The sequence below is a fragment of the Marisediminicola sp. LYQ85 genome, from assembly GCF_046600695.1.
Classification (GTDB): Bacteria; Actinomycetota; Actinomycetes; order Actinomycetales; family Microbacteriaceae; genus Marisediminicola.
The window spans coordinates 687,837-703,207 of the sequence record NZ_JBKIWO010000001.1; the positions used below are offsets into that span (position 1 = coordinate 687,837).

A 15,371-nucleotide genomic window follows, 5' to 3' on the forward strand; every position below is an offset into this window, starting at 1 on the left:
CACCCAATCGGGCGCTCCCTGCGCTGTGGCGCGGGTCAGGCGTGGTCGGTCGTGTCGCGCCGGTCTTGCGCTCGTTTGAGGCCGAGTTTCTGAAGCACGGGCTCTCGAACCTCGGGAGTCGTGTCGTAGTGGTAGGCGTCTCTACTGCGTCGTATGCGCATGCGGTTGAGAACGACGCCCGACACGCTTCCGCCAGCGACCTCGAGTGCGTCGATCGTGCGGGTCACTTGGGCCTTGCGCGTGCGCGAACTGTTGACGACGAGGAGGGTGAGATCGACGAGAGGAGACAGGAGCGTCGCGTCGGCGACAGACAGCACGGGCGCGGAATCGATGACGACGAGGTCGTACTGCTCCGTCACCTCGCCGAGGATCTCCGCCATGCGACTCGACGAGAGGAGTTCGGACGGGTTCGGCGGGACTTCTCCGGCGAGGAGCAGGTCGAGATCGGTCGAACCGTAGCTGCTGAGCGCGTCGTCGAGCGCGAGGTCACCGACGAGGGTCGTCGTGAGCCCCACGCTTCCCTCCACCTCGAGGGTGTCGGCGACCTTCGGGCGGCGGAGGTCGGCGTCGATGAGCAGCACCCGAGCCCCTGTCTCGGCAGCGGCCAGCGAGAGGTTGACGGCAAGGGTCGTCTTGCCGTCGCCGGGCACCGCGGAGGTGACGAGTATGGTCTTCACCTCGTTGTCGATCGATGAGAATCGCAACCCCGCACGCACGCGTCTGAACGACTCGGCCTCGTCACCGTTGGGGTTGCGCAACATGACCGGTCGGCGGTCGGCGCTGCGGGCGAGTCTCCCGATCTGCCCGAGCGCGGGGATCTCGGTGATGCTCGCGAGGATGTCCGGGGTGCGGACGCGGGTCTCGAGGACCGCGGCGAGAACACTGCCGACGAACCCGAGGAGAAACCCCAGAACGGCGCCTAGCGCGGTATCGCGGCTCTTGTTCGGCGACGACTGCACGTCGGGGCGCGTCGCGGGTTCGATCACCTGCGCCGACACGAGAGCACTGTCGGCCTCCGTCGTCGGCGCGAGCTCGACGACGACCTCCGACAGGTTGGAGGCGATCGAGTTGGCAATGCGCTCGGCACGAACCGGTGACGTCGACGACACGGTGATGTCGAGGACGACGGTGTTCTGTGGGATCGAGACGCCGATGTTGCGCGCGAGGTCGCGCGCCGAGATCTCCAGATCGAGATCGTCGATGACTCGATCGAGAGTGATACTCGATGTCGCGAGCCGAGCGAAGGACAGCATCTGAGCTTGGGTGTACGCCGATCCCTGGTTGAGTTCGGAACTGCTCCCGCCCTGGCTCAACGAGAAGTACACCGAGGAATCGGCCGTGTAGACGGGGGTGGTGGAGCTCGAGACCACGTAGCTCAATCCCGCGCCGACGAGGGTCGTCGCCGCGATGACGAGCCAACTCGAACGGACGATGCGCGCGAGTCGGTTCAGGCTCAGACCGTTTTCCTGCTCGACCATGAGATTCCTTCAGTGTCGTGGTCGAGACGACCGGGTGGTTCTTCAGACGATCCGCGACCGGCGTCGTGGTTCAGGATATACAGGCTCACACCGAGGCCCGCGACGAACCAGAAGAAGTACGGGAGTTGGGTGATGAGCGCCACCGTCGCGAGGCCGGGCACCTGAGCGGCGATCGCGATGAGCGCCGGGTTTGCGGAGCGGCTCACGACGATTGCGAGGAGTGCTACCAGAACAGCGAGGAGGATCACGAGCGGCACCCAGCCCAGCCGCAGGCCCGTGAGGATGAGGGCGCTGTCGATGGACTCGAACTGCCCGACACGCACGGCTCCGTCGGGCGCGACGGTATACCCGTCGCTCAAGCCGACGGGAGACATCTGGCCGACGAGGGAGAACAGCTCGAACCGGTAGAGGGCGCTTCCCTCTGCTTCATCGCCCGCCTGCCCGAAGACTGCGCTCAGGAGGGGGGTCGCGACGAGCGCTCCCGCCACCGCGAGGACGGAGAAGACGACTCGCGTTCTCCCGCTCATGTCGGTGCGCAGGAAAAGCAAGCACAGCACGAGCGCGAGCGCGAGCGCGACGAGGCCGATGCGACTAAAGGTCACGACGACTGCCGCGGCGACCACGATGAGGGCGCACACGCGCAAAGCGAGATGCCAACGCGCCGTGAGGATGAAGACGCTACCGATGGCGAGAGACGACCCGAGTGAGATGGAGTGGCCGAACGCCCCTTCCGCACGGAGAACCCCACCGCGGGGCTGCAGCGGCGACCACAGCGTGTAGCCGCCGTTGCCCCAGGGAACGAGCACGAAGATGTTGAGTCCGCTCAGGAATTCCCCGAGAGCCATGGCTGCGACGGCGACCGTCGCGATCGCGATCGTCGAGGTGACGAATCGAGGTGAGACTCGGGAGAGAACCAGTCGCCCCCAGACGTAAGGGACGAGCCAGTCCATCACGGTGATGAGTACGTGACCTAGGGTGATGCCGCCGACGGCGAAGGCGAGCATCACGACAGCGAGGAACACGAGAAGCGCCGTGTCGACCGCCGACCAGCGAAAACCCCGCGTCGACGCCGCGGCGATGCACAGGAGCGTCACGAACGTGATGGCGCTGTAGAAGATCCCCGCAGAGAAACCGACCCAGATCGGAACGAAGCACAAGGTCACGACCCACACGACGACGGTCAACCGGGGCGCGGACCGGAAAACGAGCACCGCTGCAGCGGCGCCCGCGACCGCGAGGGCGAGCAGAAGCACGATCGAGCCCCCTTTGCGTCGCACTGCCTCGCGCGAGTCTATCTCCAGGCCGAGACGATCACGCCCTCCGCGTTGCCCGCCGACGGAACAAATCGTCCGACCGCGAGGCCGGGGCCGGACTGGATTGTCCGGCCCCGGCGAACCGCCCCCTCGCCTCCGACTCGCTCTAAGGGGGGCTGCTCGCCATCAACAGGCGCGGTTGCCGGTCGTGAGCCGGCAGACCACACCTGCGAGGGGCCCCGAATGGAGGGCATTGTCGAGGATCGTCGAAACAGCCTTCGTGTGCGGGGTGATCAGAATCGGGCAATTGAACCGCGTCTCTCCAAAGACGTTGTCGACAATACGGAGGCCGGAGATCGTCCCGTGCTTGCCCTCCGCGATGTTGAGAGCACAGCCTCCGCCCTCGATCCAGTTTCCCTCGATCGTGACGTCGCTGATGGGGCCGCGCCCCTGGGTGATCTGGACGGCCGCATTCCACGCGTCGGACATCACGGTGTTGCGGATCGTGATGTTGTGCCCGTCCTGAATCTGGATGTTGTCATCGTGGCTGCCGTCGGCATTGCGTTTGTCGATGCTCGGACCGAAATGGGTGTTCTTGTGGAGGAGCGAGTCCTCGACGACGACGTTCCCGCCGTTGAAGATGTGGACGGAGTCGACGACGCCATGGATGTTGACCCGACTCAGGGTGAAGTCATGGCCGTAGACACCGTTCGTCAGATAGCTCTTGACGGTGGGGGAGATTTCGACGTCCTCGATCACGAGGTTCGATACATCCGGGCCGCCCGCGTACACAGCGATACTGCCCTCGTCGGAGCTTCCGTGCAGGAGTGACCGCGAGATGGTGACGTCGGCCGCTTCGACGCGGATCGTGCCGAATAGCTCGATCGAATCGATCACGGTGCCGGGAGTCCTGATCACCAGATCGTCGTACACCTTCGTGAGCGTGGTGCCCTCGGGCACCCCCGTCGTCTTCGCGGTGGGTCGCTCTGGGGCCCCGCCAGCGGGGGGCGACGCTGGGGTGGGAGTCACCGAGGGAGAGGTCTGAACGGGAGCGGGCTCGGCGGCAGGCTCGGCGGGAGTCGGATCAGCGGGTGCGGCGGGCGATGGGTCGGACTCAGTGGGTGCTGGCTCGGCGGGAGCGGTCGCGACGGGAGCGGGCGCGACCGGCTCGGGCTCGGCGGGAGCGGGCGCGACGGGCGACGGATCGGCCGGCGCCGATTCGCCGGGCTGCGCGGGTGCCGGTGCGACATCGACGACGGGGGTGGCGCCATCGGATGACGGGGGAGCGGGCTGCACGATGGGGGCGGGATCGGCCCCGGATACCGGAGCATCAGGCTCGCTCGACCCCGTGTCGCCGCCCGTGTCCGCATCCCCGTCGACACCGGCAGAGTCGTCGTCAAGGTCGGGGTACGCCGATTCGACCGGAGTGGGCTCTGCGGGAGCAGAGATCTCGGGAGACGTCGGCGCCGGAGTCGTCACGGTCGGCAGGCCGGGAAAGGCTGCACCGAGAGTGATCGAGGTGCCGATGCAGAGGGTGAGAATTCTCCACAGGCGATGACGTACTGAGGGGGTGATGGCCACGAGCTCTCCGATTTCGATCGATGGGCCTGACCCCGACTAGCATTTTAGCGGAGGACGAGGCATAAATGGACCATCGAGCTCCGCCGGAGCCTCGCGAATGTCAGGGGATGCAATGAATGCCGAGAGCGCGACGCGTCCGCTCGTCGTCGTCGAATCCGTTCGGGCGCTACGCGCGACGACCAACCCCTACATCGTCACTCTCGTCGAGGGTCTATCGGAGACGGCTATCGTCCGTTTGTTCTCCTGGCGGGTCGCGCTGTTCGGGCGCTACGACGTGCTCCACATCCACTGGCCCGAGCGGCTTTACGAACGCGAAGGACGAGCCCGCACCATCGTGCACTCGCTTCTCGCTTTGCTCCTCGTCGCACGCTTGAGAGTTACTCGGATGGCGGTCGTCAGGACTCTGCACAATCTCTCTCCGCACGAGCCGCCGTCGCGACTCAGTCGACTCGTTGCCCGTTCCCTCGACGTCGTCACGACCGAGTGGATCACGTTGAACGAGTCGAGGTCCGAATCCGCGGCAAGGCCGGGGGTTCTCATTCCCCATCCGCACTACCGGGATTGGTTCGGACCGCTACCGACCCTCGAGGCTATCCCCGGGAGGCTCGCTTTCTTCGGTCAGATCCGCGCGTACAAGAACGTCGACGGCCTGTTGAGCGCGTTTCGGGAGGTGCGCAGCGACGAGGTCAGCCTCGTCATCCGCGGTGCCGCATCCGATGCGCGGCTCGCCGCCGAACTAAGCGCGCTCGCTCGGGCCGACACGAGGGTCGACCTCGAGCTCGGCCACGTCTCGGATGCCGACCTCGCCGCTCACATCCTCGAGAGTGAGCTCGTCGTGCTGCCCTACCGGGACATGTACAACTCGGGAGCACTGCTGCTCGCACTTTCCCTCGGTCGCCCCGTTCTCGTGCCCGACAACGAGATGACTAGGCGACTCGCGGAAGAAGTCGGAGGATCCTGGGTCGTGCGCTACTCCGGCGACCTTGACGCTGACGCTCTCGCGGTCGCCATCGAGCCGCCCGCCGCTGCCCGCGCTGCAGAACCCGATCTCAGTGCGCGCGAGTGGCCGCGAATCATCGACCTGCACCTCGAGGTGTTCCGACGGGCGGTCGCGCGGCGACGCCAGCGCAGAGCACGGTAGCTGGGGCTGTCCTGGTCACGGTGAAGCCCGCCGCGGATGCTCGGTGGTCGCCTGAGACCTACCTGCGGTATTCGAAGTAGCGATGCCCCCATGCGCCGGCCGCCATGCCGAGGCCCCGGCGCATCATCCGATGGCCTTGCGCGTTCCGAGCGAGTGATCGCGTCAGCGACGCCACCGCGAGATAGGCACCGCCTCCAGCGATTCGCAACGCGCCCTCGGCAGTCAAGCGGGCTCGCAGGGCGAAGCGTCGCAGCGGATGGGTCTCGAGCGCGAGGGCTGTTCCGCTCCATGAGTTGCCGCTGCGGAAGGCACGCTGCAACACCCACTCCCGAGTCTGTCTGTGCGGTGGCACCACATCGAACACGACCGCTTCGTCGTGCCAGAGCATCGGTGCGTTTGCGTTCGCCAGTTGGCGTGTGAAGAGGGTGTCGGAGCCACCACTGATGCCGAACCTCAGGTCGAATGCGAGGCCCAGGCGACGCACGACCGCCATGTCGAGCAGAAGATTGTTCGTGGCCGCGACGGTCACGGTGGTTCCGGTCGGCAAGCGTCGTCGGTCGAAGAAACGCCCCGCCTTGATCCACGGGTCCAGTTCACCGCCGAACTCCGAAACGACGGGGCCGATGACCGCGGCCGGGTGCTCCGCCAGGTAGAGGGTGAGCAGCCGATAAAGCCACCCTTTCGTGGGGCGTTCGTCATCGTCGATGAAGACAAGCACGTCCGCCGAGGTCGCCGTGAGTAGAGCGGTGTTCCTGGCCGCAGCGATACCGGGGGTGGGCTCATGAACGTAGTCCACCCCGTCGAGTGCGAGGGCCGCGACCTGGTGTCGAGCACCCCCGGCAGGATCGTTGTCGACGACGAGAATCGTCACGGTCGCCGGCGCCCCCGCCGATTGCTCGACGAGCGCGGGCAGTAACTCCGCGAGGTCGACGGGCCGGAGGTAGGTGAGCACGGCGACGACGCATGTGAGCGGGGTCTTCGGGGAGGCTACGCCAGCATTCGCGCGATCCGCATCAGACATTTGTCGACACCCGACCGTGAAGCGCGCCCATGTCACCGAACCACTTATTGAGAGCAAGCGCGAGATGGCCAGCGCATGCCACGAACAGTAGACCGTACACCGAGAGGAACACCACGGGTAGAGATAGGAGGACGAAGACCGCGCAGTGGATCCCATAGTCGGTCGGAATCAGGAGGAGGGAACGGAGCGCCGACGGTTCCCGTCCCGATCTCGGTGCGTCGGAACCGTGGATGGTCTTGAGGAGGTCGTTGAGAATCATGGCGAAGAACGAGACCGTCGCGACGATAGCGAAGCCGAGGGGGATCAGAGCCCACGCGTCGTCGAATGGAAAGAATCGATAGACGGCGATCGCGACGGCGACGTGGAGGCTCACGGTCTTGGCCGAGTCGACGACATGGTCGAGCCATTCTCCGGCAGGGGACCCGCCGCCCCGCAGCCTCGCGACTTGACCGTCTGCCGAGTCGAACGCGTATCCGAGGGCGAGGAGGAACCACACGACGAGCCCGGTCCACCACAGGGGAGGGACCGTCGCGATGATGGCGATACCCGCGAAGGTGAGACCCGCGCTCAAGAGAGTCACGTGATTGGGCGTGAGGCCCGCTCGATACGCTGCGGCGGCGACGATGCGTCCGACCGGACGGTTGACGTAGATCGAATACGGAGGGGCGCCCGGCGCTCGTTTCTTTTGCGCGCTGGAGAGGCGGCGGACGGTTGCGCCGAAGCTCTCGGGGGAGGGGGTCTCGACCATGGTTCAGGGCCTCTCGGATCGATCAGGTGCGGTGTCGCTGCGAGCGCCTCGTCGGCGGCCCGACGCTGCCCCGCGTCTCGAGTATCCGGCCGCCATCCGGAGCGCGAGATCTTCGTACGCGTCGGCCACGTCGTCCCAGTTGTAGTGCGCACGTGCCCGTTCGCGCAGTGCGGCGCCCTGACCACGAGTCTTCTCAATGTCGCTCTCGGCCAGGGAGAGTCGCTCCGCGAGGCTCTCCGGGGAGTGGAAGTAGGTGGCGTCGTCGCCGGCGACCTCACGATTGAACCCGACATCCCACGCGACGACCGCGGTCCCCGCACCCATTGCGCGGAGGAGGGAAGGATTGGTGCCGCCGACGGAGTGCCCGTGCACATAGGTCACGGCATTTGCGTAGAGCTGGTCCAATTGCGCTTGATCCCAGATTCCGCCGAGCATGGTGACTCTCGGGTCGGATTGCGCCGTGGTCGCGATACGGTCCGTGTACGCCGCGGAGTACGGTGCCGAACCCACGACCACCAATCGCCGAGTCGAGCCACTCGACACGAAGCCGTCGACGATCACATCAACGTGGTTTTCCGGCTCGAACCGTGCGACCACGAGGTGGTATCCGCCCGGCTCGACCCCGAGCTCTTCGAGATGTTCCGACTCGGCTGAGACATCCGAGTTCGTCCCGTAGCTGATGAGCTCGGTCGGCGCGGCGAACTCGTCGCGGTAATACTCGGCGATGCCGCGGGCGTCGGCGATGAGCGCGTCCGCCCACCGGACGGAAAGCTGTTCCGCAAGACGATAGAACGTGCGGCCGCCGCGCCCCCACTTGCCGCGCTTCCACTCGAGGCCGTCGACGTGCACTGCGACGGGTACCCGCCGACGGCGGATCAGTGGCAGAAAAGGGGCATTCGCGGCGTTGAAGAGGTAGGCCGCGTCGACCCGCTTCGAGAGCAAGAGGGCAACGGAGGAGACGGCCGTGTGACTCAGGGTTTCGAGCACTTTGTGGCGAATGGCGGGCAAGTGCACGAGGCGCATCCCGAGGTGGGTGCGCGGACCACGCGGCGTGGTCGATCGACAGAACACGACGACCTCGTGTCCTCGCTCCGCGAGACGGCGACCTATCTCCTCCACGGCGGTCTCGAAGCCGCCGTAGGCCGCGGGAACCCCGCGCGTTCCGACCATGGCGATCCGCAGACGACGCTCGCCTTCACTCGACCGGTTCATCGTTCATCCCCATCTTTCGAGCCGATCGCGGAGCCGCCGGCTCGAGCGCTCTGCACGATGGTATTGCACACCGCTCCGGGCCCACGACGACGCGCGCGTGACGTCGGGCGCGCCCCATCCTGCGGCCGTGCGTGCCCGGTATGGTTGGCCCCGTGCGAGTGAGGAGCCCGATGCGAGCGAGGTGTTCCGCGCGATGAGAGTGCTCTTCGACGGGTTCTGGTGGGCGCGGGGACCCTTCTCGAACCGCCAGGTCATGCGCGAGTTCATATTCGCCTGGGAGCGGTGTTTCTCCGGCGACGAGATGATCGTCGCGGTCCCTGTCTCCGACGAGGCTAGGGCGCGGCGAGAGCTGCCCGCGCGAGTGTCTGTCGTCGCCACACGGATGCGCCCCCAAGGGCTCAGCGCCATCGTCGAGCTCCCGACCGTCGCTCGCCGGCGCTCTCCTGATTGGACGATCACCCACAACTTCACTCCCCTCCGCGGACCGTCGGCGGTGTTCATCCACGACCTCATGTTCGAGACCAACCCCGAGTGGTTCACCCGTCGCGAGCGCGCGTACTTCGCGCTCATGCCGGCGACCCTCGGCAGAGCGCGGCACGTCTTCACCTCCACTCGCACGGAAGCGGCGCGCATCGATGCGACGGGACGCGCGAAGCGACCGGCGCACGCCGTCGGGCTCGCTCTCCACGCCGACCTCGTCGGTGGCGATGCAGCCGAGGTGCGGGGTCTCGCCGATGTCGACAGGTTCGTCCTCGTGGTCGGCAGACTGAACGTGCGCAAGAACCTCGAGAACACTCTCCTCGGTGCGCTCGCGTCCGGAGCGGTCAGCGCGAGCAGGCCAGTGCTCGTCGTCGGCGAGGCGTCGGGGAAGATGACCGAATTGCCTCCCGAGATCCGTGCCGCGATCGACGCGCGGAGTGTGCGCTTCACCGGGTTCATCTCGAACGCACAGCTCGCGTGGCTCTATTCGACGGCGCACCTCTTCGCCTTCCTGTCTCTAGACGAGGGTTTCGGGCTCCCCAATCTCGAGGCGATCCATTTCGGCGCACCCGTGCTCGCGAGCGACATTCCGGTCTTCCGCGAGATCCTCGGGGCCTACGCCACCTACGTCGACCCGCGCGATCAGTCCGCCATAGCTGCCGAGATCGGTGCGGCCCTGAACAGCGAGAAGCGACTGCCCGCCGTCGGCGCCGATACCACGTGGTTCTCGTGGGACGAGAGCGTCCGCCGTATGCGCGCGGTTCTCGCGCGCGACACATCTGCCTAGAGGCTCACCCCTCGCGCGCCGCCGAAGTGCCCACGGGCGTTCCCGCGGTGATCGCATCGAGGGCTCTCCGCAGAGCTGTCGACGAGGTGCTCATCGTGTACGGGAAGTACACGACCTCGACGCCGACGGCGGCGAACTCGTCTTCGAGACGACGACCCTTCTCTGTGCCACGCCAGTCGTCTCCCTTGAAGAATCTGTGGAAGCCGACGTCACGCCAGGTGTCGAGTTTGTCGGGCACGACCTCGGCTCGGGCCTCGTCGACGAAACTGATGTGTCGCACGATCTCGAGGCGTTCCGACAGTGGAACGACGGGCGTGATCCCTTTCGTGAGACGCAGCATCTCATCCGAGACGACGCCCGCGATGAGGTAGTCGCACTGGCTTTTGGCGTGCTTGAGGATATTCAAGTGTCCGACGTGGAACAGGTCGAAGGCCCCGGCCGCGTAGCCGATGCGCGCGCCGTCGGTCGGTCGCGCGACGTCAAAGGTCGAGGGGAGGGCCATCAGTACGCCCCCGATGCTCCGCGGAGCACCTTGAGGGTGCGCCACATGATGACGAGGTCGCCCGCGAGCGACCAGTTCTCGACGTAGTAGAGATCGAGCCTGACGCTCTCGTCCCAGTCGAGGTCGGAACGGCCGTTGACCTGCCACATGCCCGTGAGGCCCGGCTTGATGTACAGACGGCGGTGCACGCGGTCTTCGTAGCTCTCGACCTCGCTCTTGAGCGGCGGGCGGGGCCCGACGAGGCTCATCTCGCCGATGAAGATGTTCCAGAGCTGGGGGAGTTCGTCGAGCGAGTACTTGCGCAGAACCTGGCCGGTTCGGGTGACCCGGGGGTCGTTCTTGAGTTTGAAGAGCACGCCCGCCCCCTCGTTCTTATCGAGGAGCCCGGCGAGATCGTCTTCCGCGGTCTGCACCATGGAACGGAACTTGAGCATGCGGAACGACTGCCCGCCGCGACCGATGCGCTCCTGGCGGAAGAGCACGGGGCCTGGGCTGTCCCGCTTCACCGCGATGCCGATGACGAGGAGCAGCGGCAACAACAAGAGGAGGGCGGCGCCCGACGCGACGATGTCGAGTGCGCGCTTGAGAACGTGCTTGCCCCCGCCGTACTGGGGCAGTTCGACGTGCATGAGCGGCAGACCCTCGACCGGGCGGAAGTGGATGCGCGGGCCCGCGACGTTGGTGAGGCGCGACGCCACGACGAGTTCGGCTGTCGACCCCTCGAGATCCCAGCCGAGGTCGCGGATGAAGTCGGAGCCGCCGTTAGGCTGGCCCGCCACGATGACCGCGTCGACCCGGAGGCTCGACGCGGCCTGCGCGACGTTGTGGAGGTTGGAGACGACGGAGACGTCCCGTGAACTCACGGTCATCGAGTCGACGTCGTCGGAGTCGATCGCGGCGCCGATGATGTCGTAGACCGAGACGGCTTTGCGGTCCATCTGGCGGATCACGTAGTCGACGTCGCGGCGGTCTCCGACGACGATCGCCCGGGAAACAAAGTTGCCCTCGCGGCGACGTCGCACCAGCCACTTGCGCCACAGGAGACGGCTCGTCATCAGACCGACGAGGCCGAGCGGGAGTGCGAGAGCGACGAAGCCTCGAGCGATGTCGACCTTGAGGAGGAGGAACACGATGGCGAGCAACCCGAACGCGAGGACGCTCGCGCTGACCACAGCCCGGTATTCGGCGAGACCGGTTCCGACGATGCGGGAGTCGCGGGAGTGGAACGCTGCGAGCGTGCTGACCCACGTGACGATGATGACCGCCGTGATGAGCCAGTAGTCGAGCGACACCTGGCCGAAGGCTGCGACCTCGCCGAACCAGAAGCGAGCGACGAACGCCGTGATGACGGCCGCCGTAATGATGAGCACGTCGGTCGTGATGAGGCGCATGCGGTAGCGCCGTGCCCACGCGGGGCCCGTCGATGCGGTAGGCGCTGTGCTGCGGCTCACGAAGGGCGCGGGGTCTTCGACGATGCGCAACCGCGTGCTGCGCTCGGCGCTCCGAGGGCGACGGTGGGGCGCCGGTGCGCGGCGAGTCTCGCTCACGACGTCGACATCGCGGTCGCGGAGAGCGTCGCCTGACCGACAGTCTCTGAGGCGCATTCGCGGAAATCGCGGACACACGGGTTAAATTCGGGCGTGGTTATGGGGGAGCTCACGGGGAAGCCTGCAATTCGGGTAACAGGTTCGCCTTCGGCGAGTGACCTGAACGGGAATCGCGAGGAGAAGCTGATTGCTCAGCGAAATCGACGGGACGACGCGCTCGGGTACGCGGCGAAGACTGCGGGGGATTTTCGGGTAATGGGTTGATCGGGTCGTGTGCTAGTCGGGTTCTGAACTAGCAGCTTTACTTCATATGTCGCGTGTGGGGCACGCTCTGCGACCGGGCCGGGTGGGTACTCCGGGACGAATCGCGTGCGTTCATGCTACGGCATTAGTGACGATTTGTGTGCCCCACTTTCGGGGGCGTGTTGCGACGACTAGTCTCGCGAGGCCCCGGATGCCGGGGAGACAACATCGCCTCCGCCGAGTCTCCAGCGCACGACGCCGCGCACCGTTTCGCTCTCGTCGAAGCTCAAGTGGGCGACGAGCGCGGGGGGAGTCGACGGGTTCGTCGCGACCCAGGCCCGCACCGAGTCGTCTCGGTCGCGAGCGAGCCCGTCGAGCACGGCGAGCGGAGCGGTCTCGTTTCTCGCGACCCACGACCGCACACCCGAATCGCCATCGTGCGCGAGAGTGTCGAGCACGGCGGCGGGGGCGTGTCTGTTGCTCGCGACACTCTCGCGGATCTTCGCGCTGGGGCTGCTCGCGAGAGCGAGCAGCCGGCGGAGCTTGCCCTCGGTGAACACGGGCACGCTCATCCGCGTCGCGACGTCGTCTGTCGCGTCGAGCGCGGTGTCGACGCCGGGCATCCCCGGGGCGGCGGCGCGGAACTGCTCACGCTGGGCTGTGGTGGAGAAGCGGATGCACGACATACGTCGACGGTAGCGCGTGCAGCCCGGGGGCGACCGGGTGTCGTCGGAGTGTCCGCGGCATCCGCGCGGTGGGCGCCACCCCGAGTGTGTCCGCGGGCGCGATCGATAGACTCGCTGACCGTGAAGCCGAGCGCCAGTCCGACCGTCAGTTCGCGGATCGTCACGGTCCCGAATTGCCTGAGCGCGTTCCGGCTCGCGCTCGTGCCGGTGTTCCTCGTCTTCATCGTCCGCGGCGACGACGCGCTCGCGCTGCTCACACTCGTCGTGTCGAGCCTGACCGATTATCTCGACGGCATCATCGCTCGCCGCTTCAACCAGATCACGCGTCTCGGTCAACTGCTCGACCCCGCCGCAGACCGTCTCTTCATCTTCGCGACCCTCATCGGTCTGGCGACGCGCGAGATCGTGCCCTGGTGGCTCGTCGCGCTCATCCTCGGCCGCGACGTCGTTCTCCTCGGGCTCGGAGTCGTTCTCGCGAGTCACGGCTACGGGCCGCTCCCCGTGCACAATCTGGGCAAGGTCGCGACATTCGCGCTCTTCTATGCGCTCCCCATCCTCATGGTCGGGCAGGCGTTCCCCGCCGCCGCGTTCGTGACGGATCCGCTCGGGTGGGCGTTCGCGATCTGGGGAGCCTTCCTCTACTGGTGGGCGGGCGTCATCTACATCCGCGAGACCGCTCGGGTGATCAGAATCCCCCTGGCGGAGGGGGCCCCCGTTTCCGATACGCTGGGGCGCTAAAGGAGGTTCACGATGGCCACGTCACAGAACGATCATCAGGCCGCCGCGAACTCGGCGCGCGAAACTGAAACCACGAGTCACTACACGAGCGAGTTCGCAGCCCAGATCGCTGCACTCGCCTCCGAAGTGTCCGTCGAAGAGCAAGACGCCATCGCGTCGCTGCCCTCCGGTTCCGCACTCCTCGTCGTGAGGCGCGGTCCCGGCGTCGGATCGCGATTCCTCCTCGACTCCGACGTCACGACCGTCGGTCGTCACACGAACGCCGACATCTTCCTCGACGACGTCACGGTGTCGCGCCGTCACACGGAGTTCTTGCGGCGCGGCACAGCGTTCGAACTCAAGGACCTCGGGTCGCTCAACGGCACCTATTTCGACGGCGCTCGCGTCGATTCCGCCGTGCTCACCGATGGCGCCGAGGTGCAGATCGGCAAGTTCCGCCTCACGTTCTACGCTTCGCGCAACGACCTCGTCGCTTCGGCGAGCCAGTAGTGGCGCAGCCCGCGGGCCAGGCGAGGACGCCTGGCCCGACAACTCTGTTGAGCATCGGCCAGGTGCTCGCGAGGCTCACGGGGGACTTCCCCGACCTGACTCCCTCGAAGTTGCGGTTCCTCGAGGAGCGCAAGCTCATCTCCCCGGCCCGAACGGAGTCCGGCTACCGTAAGTTCTCGCCATCCGACCTCGATCGTCTGCGCTTCGTGCTCACGATGCAGCGCGAGCACTATCTCCCGCTCAAAGTCATCAAGGGCTACCTCGACGATCTCGATGCCGGCCGCCAGCCCGAACTGCCGGGGGGAGCGGTCGCCGCCCCGTCGATGCTGTCGAGCGAACGAAGGCTCAGCCGCGACGAGCTCATCCGCGAGGCGGGCGCGACACCGCAGCTTCTCAACGACGCCGTCTCGTCGTCGCTCATCGTCGGTGCCGATCACTACGGTGACGACGTCGTCGCGGTCTTGCGATCGCTCGTCGAGTTGCAGCGATCGGGAATCGAGCCGCGGCATCTGCGCACCTTCCGGGCGTCTGCCGAGCGGGAGCTCGGTCTCATCGAGAACGCCCTCATGCCGGTGACGCGGCGCAACGACGCGTCGAGCCGAGCCAAGGCCGTCGAGCTCGCGCGGGAGATCGCCGGGCAGCTCGAAATCGTCAGATCGAGCCTCATCCGGTCGGCGCTGACGCGCCTCGATCGGTAGACTTCCTAGACCGCCTCGACACGCCGAATCGTTTGATCGGATGTCGTTGCCGCCGGGCACCTCGATCGCTACGGTGGACCACAGGATGGGGCGTTCGACCCCACCGATGCCGAGAGGCAGAAGGCAATCGCATGAGTGAAACGAGCAGCCGGAGCGAAGATTCTCGCTACGACCTGGGGCTCTTGTTCACCGACGGTATGCCCGACCTCGACGACAGCGCCGGTTATCGCGGAGCGGTCGCCGCCCGCGCCGCCGGCATCAGCTACCGCCAGCTCGATTACTGGGCTCGCACCGAGCTCGTCGAGCCCACGGTGCGCGGTGCGGCGGGTTCGGGTTCGCAGCGCCTCTACGGTTTCCGCGACATCCTCGTTCTCAAGCTCGTCAAACGACTGCTCGACACGGGCATCTCGCTGCAGCAGATCCGCACGGCCGTCAACCAGCTGCGCGAGTCCGGGGTGAGCGATCTCGCTCAGACCACGCTCATGAGCGACGGCGCGAGCGTCTACCTGTGCACGTCGAACGACGAGGTCATCGACCTCGTCAGCCGCGGGCAGGGCGTCTTCGGCATCGCCGTGGGCAAAGTGCTGAGGGAGGTCGAGAACAGTCTCGTCGACCTCGACGCCCAGCAGCCGCAGGCGATGGATGAGCTCGCCGCTCGTCGCGCCACCAAAGCGAGCTAGTCCGCTTCACGGTCCAGATCGCCGACCGTGGTGACCCTGGGTGCGCGTCTCTGTGGCGCCGAAGCCTGAGAAGCCATCCCCTACGTC

General features: G+C 66.5%; 15 protein-coding genes. 6 read left to right on the plus strand and 9 right to left on the minus strand.

Annotated elements, in window-relative coordinates:
- Positions 1 to 35: 35 nt before the first annotated feature.
- From ACLHG5_RS03195 to ACLHG5_RS03205, 3 genes are all read right to left on the minus strand, one after another.
- A complete protein-coding gene (locus ACLHG5_RS03195) occupies positions 36 to 1,478 on the minus strand; it encodes a polysaccharide biosynthesis tyrosine autokinase (protein WP_411317830.1) in 1,443 nt (480 codons plus the stop codon).
- On the minus strand, positions 1,454 to 2,731 hold the full coding sequence (locus tag ACLHG5_RS03200) for a hypothetical protein (RefSeq protein WP_411317831.1): 1,278 nt from the start codon (positions 2,729 to 2,731) through the stop codon (positions 1,454 to 1,456). Before ACLHG5_RS03200 ends, ACLHG5_RS03195 begins: the two co-directional genes overlap by 25 nt.
- Positions 2,732 to 2,917: 186 nt before the next feature.
- Complete coding sequence (locus ACLHG5_RS03205; RefSeq protein WP_411317832.1) at positions 2,918 to 4,312, minus strand: hypothetical protein; 1,395 nt, start codon at positions 4,310 to 4,312, stop codon at positions 2,918 to 2,920.
- Positions 4,313 to 4,424: 112 nt separating this feature from the next.
- On the opposite strand from ACLHG5_RS03205, the gene ACLHG5_RS03210 reads away from it, so the two are divergent.
- Positions 4,425 to 5,453, plus strand: a complete 1,029-nt coding sequence (locus ACLHG5_RS03210; protein ID WP_411317833.1) for a glycosyltransferase — start codon at positions 4,425 to 4,427, stop codon at positions 5,451 to 5,453.
- 58 nt (positions 5,454 to 5,511) lie between these two features.
- On the opposite strand, the gene ACLHG5_RS03215 is transcribed toward ACLHG5_RS03210, so the two are convergent.
- From ACLHG5_RS03215 to ACLHG5_RS03225, 3 genes are read right to left on the minus strand one after another with little or no spacing between them, the layout of a single operon-like run.
- On the minus strand, positions 5,512 to 6,474 hold the full coding sequence (locus tag ACLHG5_RS03215) for a glycosyltransferase family 2 protein (RefSeq protein ID WP_411317834.1): 963 nt from the start codon (positions 6,472 to 6,474) through the stop codon (positions 5,512 to 5,514).
- Entirely contained in the window at positions 6,467 to 7,222 is a 756-nt protein-coding gene (locus ACLHG5_RS03220; protein ID WP_411317835.1) for a CDP-alcohol phosphatidyltransferase family protein, read from the minus strand. The genes ACLHG5_RS03215 and ACLHG5_RS03220 overlap by 8 nt, the downstream gene beginning before the upstream one ends.
- A gap of 3 nt (positions 7,223 to 7,225) precedes the next feature.
- Complete coding sequence (locus ACLHG5_RS03225) at positions 7,226 to 8,434, minus strand: DUF1972 domain-containing protein (RefSeq protein WP_411317836.1); 1,209 nt, start codon at positions 8,432 to 8,434, stop codon at positions 7,226 to 7,228.
- A gap of 193 nt (positions 8,435 to 8,627) precedes the next feature.
- Here ACLHG5_RS03225 and ACLHG5_RS03230 point away from each other — a divergent pair, with 193 nt between their 5' ends.
- Positions 8,628 to 9,701: a glycosyltransferase family 4 protein gene (locus ACLHG5_RS03230; RefSeq protein WP_411317837.1), complete on the plus strand. Its 1,074-nt coding sequence runs from the start codon at positions 8,628 to 8,630 to the stop codon at positions 9,699 to 9,701.
- A 4-nt stretch (positions 9,702 to 9,705) separates the two neighbouring features.
- Here the strand turns inward: ACLHG5_RS03230 and ACLHG5_RS03235 are convergent, their stop codons facing one another.
- The 3 genes from ACLHG5_RS03235 to ACLHG5_RS03245 all read right to left on the minus strand — a co-directional run bounded on the left by ACLHG5_RS03235 (position 9,706) and on the right by ACLHG5_RS03245 (position 12,679).
- Positions 9,706 to 10,203 (minus strand): adenylyltransferase/cytidyltransferase family protein, encoded by a 498-nt coding sequence (locus tag ACLHG5_RS03235; protein ID WP_411317838.1) that lies wholly within the window; start codon positions 10,201 to 10,203, stop codon positions 9,706 to 9,708.
- Positions 10,203 to 11,750 carry a sugar transferase gene (locus ACLHG5_RS03240; protein ID WP_411317839.1) on the minus strand — a complete coding sequence of 516 codons (1,548 nt, stop codon included), beginning with the start codon at positions 11,748 to 11,750 and terminating at the stop codon, positions 10,203 to 10,205. The genes ACLHG5_RS03235 and ACLHG5_RS03240 overlap by 1 nt, the downstream gene beginning before the upstream one ends.
- 434 nt (positions 11,751 to 12,184) lie before the next feature.
- Positions 12,185 to 12,679: a hypothetical protein gene (locus tag ACLHG5_RS03245; protein ID WP_411317840.1), complete on the minus strand. Its 495-nt coding sequence runs from the start codon at positions 12,677 to 12,679 to the stop codon at positions 12,185 to 12,187.
- Between the two features lie 120 nt (positions 12,680 to 12,799).
- On the opposite strand from ACLHG5_RS03245, the gene ACLHG5_RS03250 reads away from it, so the two are divergent.
- From ACLHG5_RS03250 to ACLHG5_RS03265, 4 genes are all read left to right on the plus strand, one after another.
- Positions 12,800 to 13,417, plus strand: coding sequence for a CDP-alcohol phosphatidyltransferase family protein (locus ACLHG5_RS03250; RefSeq protein ID WP_411317841.1), 618 nt, complete (start codon positions 12,800 to 12,802; stop codon positions 13,415 to 13,417).
- A gap of 12 nt (positions 13,418 to 13,429) precedes the next feature.
- A complete protein-coding gene (locus ACLHG5_RS03255; protein WP_411315626.1) occupies positions 13,430 to 13,906 on the plus strand; it encodes an FHA domain-containing protein in 477 nt (158 codons plus the stop codon).
- Positions 13,906 to 14,604 (plus strand): MerR family transcriptional regulator, encoded by a 699-nt coding sequence (locus ACLHG5_RS03260; protein ID WP_411317842.1) that lies wholly within the window; start codon positions 13,906 to 13,908, stop codon positions 14,602 to 14,604. The genes ACLHG5_RS03255 and ACLHG5_RS03260 overlap by 1 nt, the downstream gene beginning before the upstream one ends.
- 131 nt (positions 14,605 to 14,735) lie before the next feature.
- Positions 14,736 to 15,284, plus strand: coding sequence for a MerR family transcriptional regulator (locus ACLHG5_RS03265; RefSeq protein ID WP_411317843.1), 549 nt, complete (start codon positions 14,736 to 14,738; stop codon positions 15,282 to 15,284).
- Positions 15,285 to 15,371 lie beyond the last annotated feature (87 nt).

Bases quoted from the DNA above. Each gene is read 5' to 3' on its own strand.
- ACLHG5_RS03195 (WP_411317830.1), bottom strand. From the start codon at position 1,478: ATGGTCGAGCAGGAAAACGGTCTGAGCCTGAACCGACTCGCGCGCATC.
- ACLHG5_RS03210 (WP_411317833.1), top strand. From the start codon at position 4,425: ATGAATGCCGAGAGCGCGACGCGTCCGCTCGTCGTCGTCGAATCCGTT.
- ACLHG5_RS03215 (WP_411317834.1), bottom strand. From the start codon at position 6,474: ATGTCTGATGCGGATCGCGCGAATGCTGGCGTAGCCTCCCCGAAGACC.
- ACLHG5_RS03220 (WP_411317835.1), bottom strand. From the start codon at position 7,222: ATGGTCGAGACCCCCTCCCCCGAGAGCTTCGGCGCAACCGTCCGCCGC.
- ACLHG5_RS03225 (WP_411317836.1), bottom strand. From the start codon at position 8,434: ATGAACCGGTCGAGTGAAGGCGAGCGTCGTCTGCGGATCGCCATGGTC.
- ACLHG5_RS03230 (WP_411317837.1), top strand. From the start codon at position 8,628: ATGAGAGTGCTCTTCGACGGGTTCTGGTGGGCGCGGGGACCCTTCTCG.
- ACLHG5_RS03235 (WP_411317838.1), bottom strand. From the start codon at position 10,203: ATGGCCCTCCCCTCGACCTTTGACGTCGCGCGACCGACCGACGGCGCG.
- ACLHG5_RS03245 (WP_411317840.1), bottom strand. From the start codon at position 12,679: ATGTCGTGCATCCGCTTCTCCACCACAGCCCAGCGTGAGCAGTTCCGC.
- ACLHG5_RS03255 (WP_411315626.1), top strand. From the start codon at position 13,430: ATGGCCACGTCACAGAACGATCATCAGGCCGCCGCGAACTCGGCGCGC.
- ACLHG5_RS03265 (WP_411317843.1), top strand. From the start codon at position 14,736: ATGAGTGAAACGAGCAGCCGGAGCGAAGATTCTCGCTACGACCTGGGG.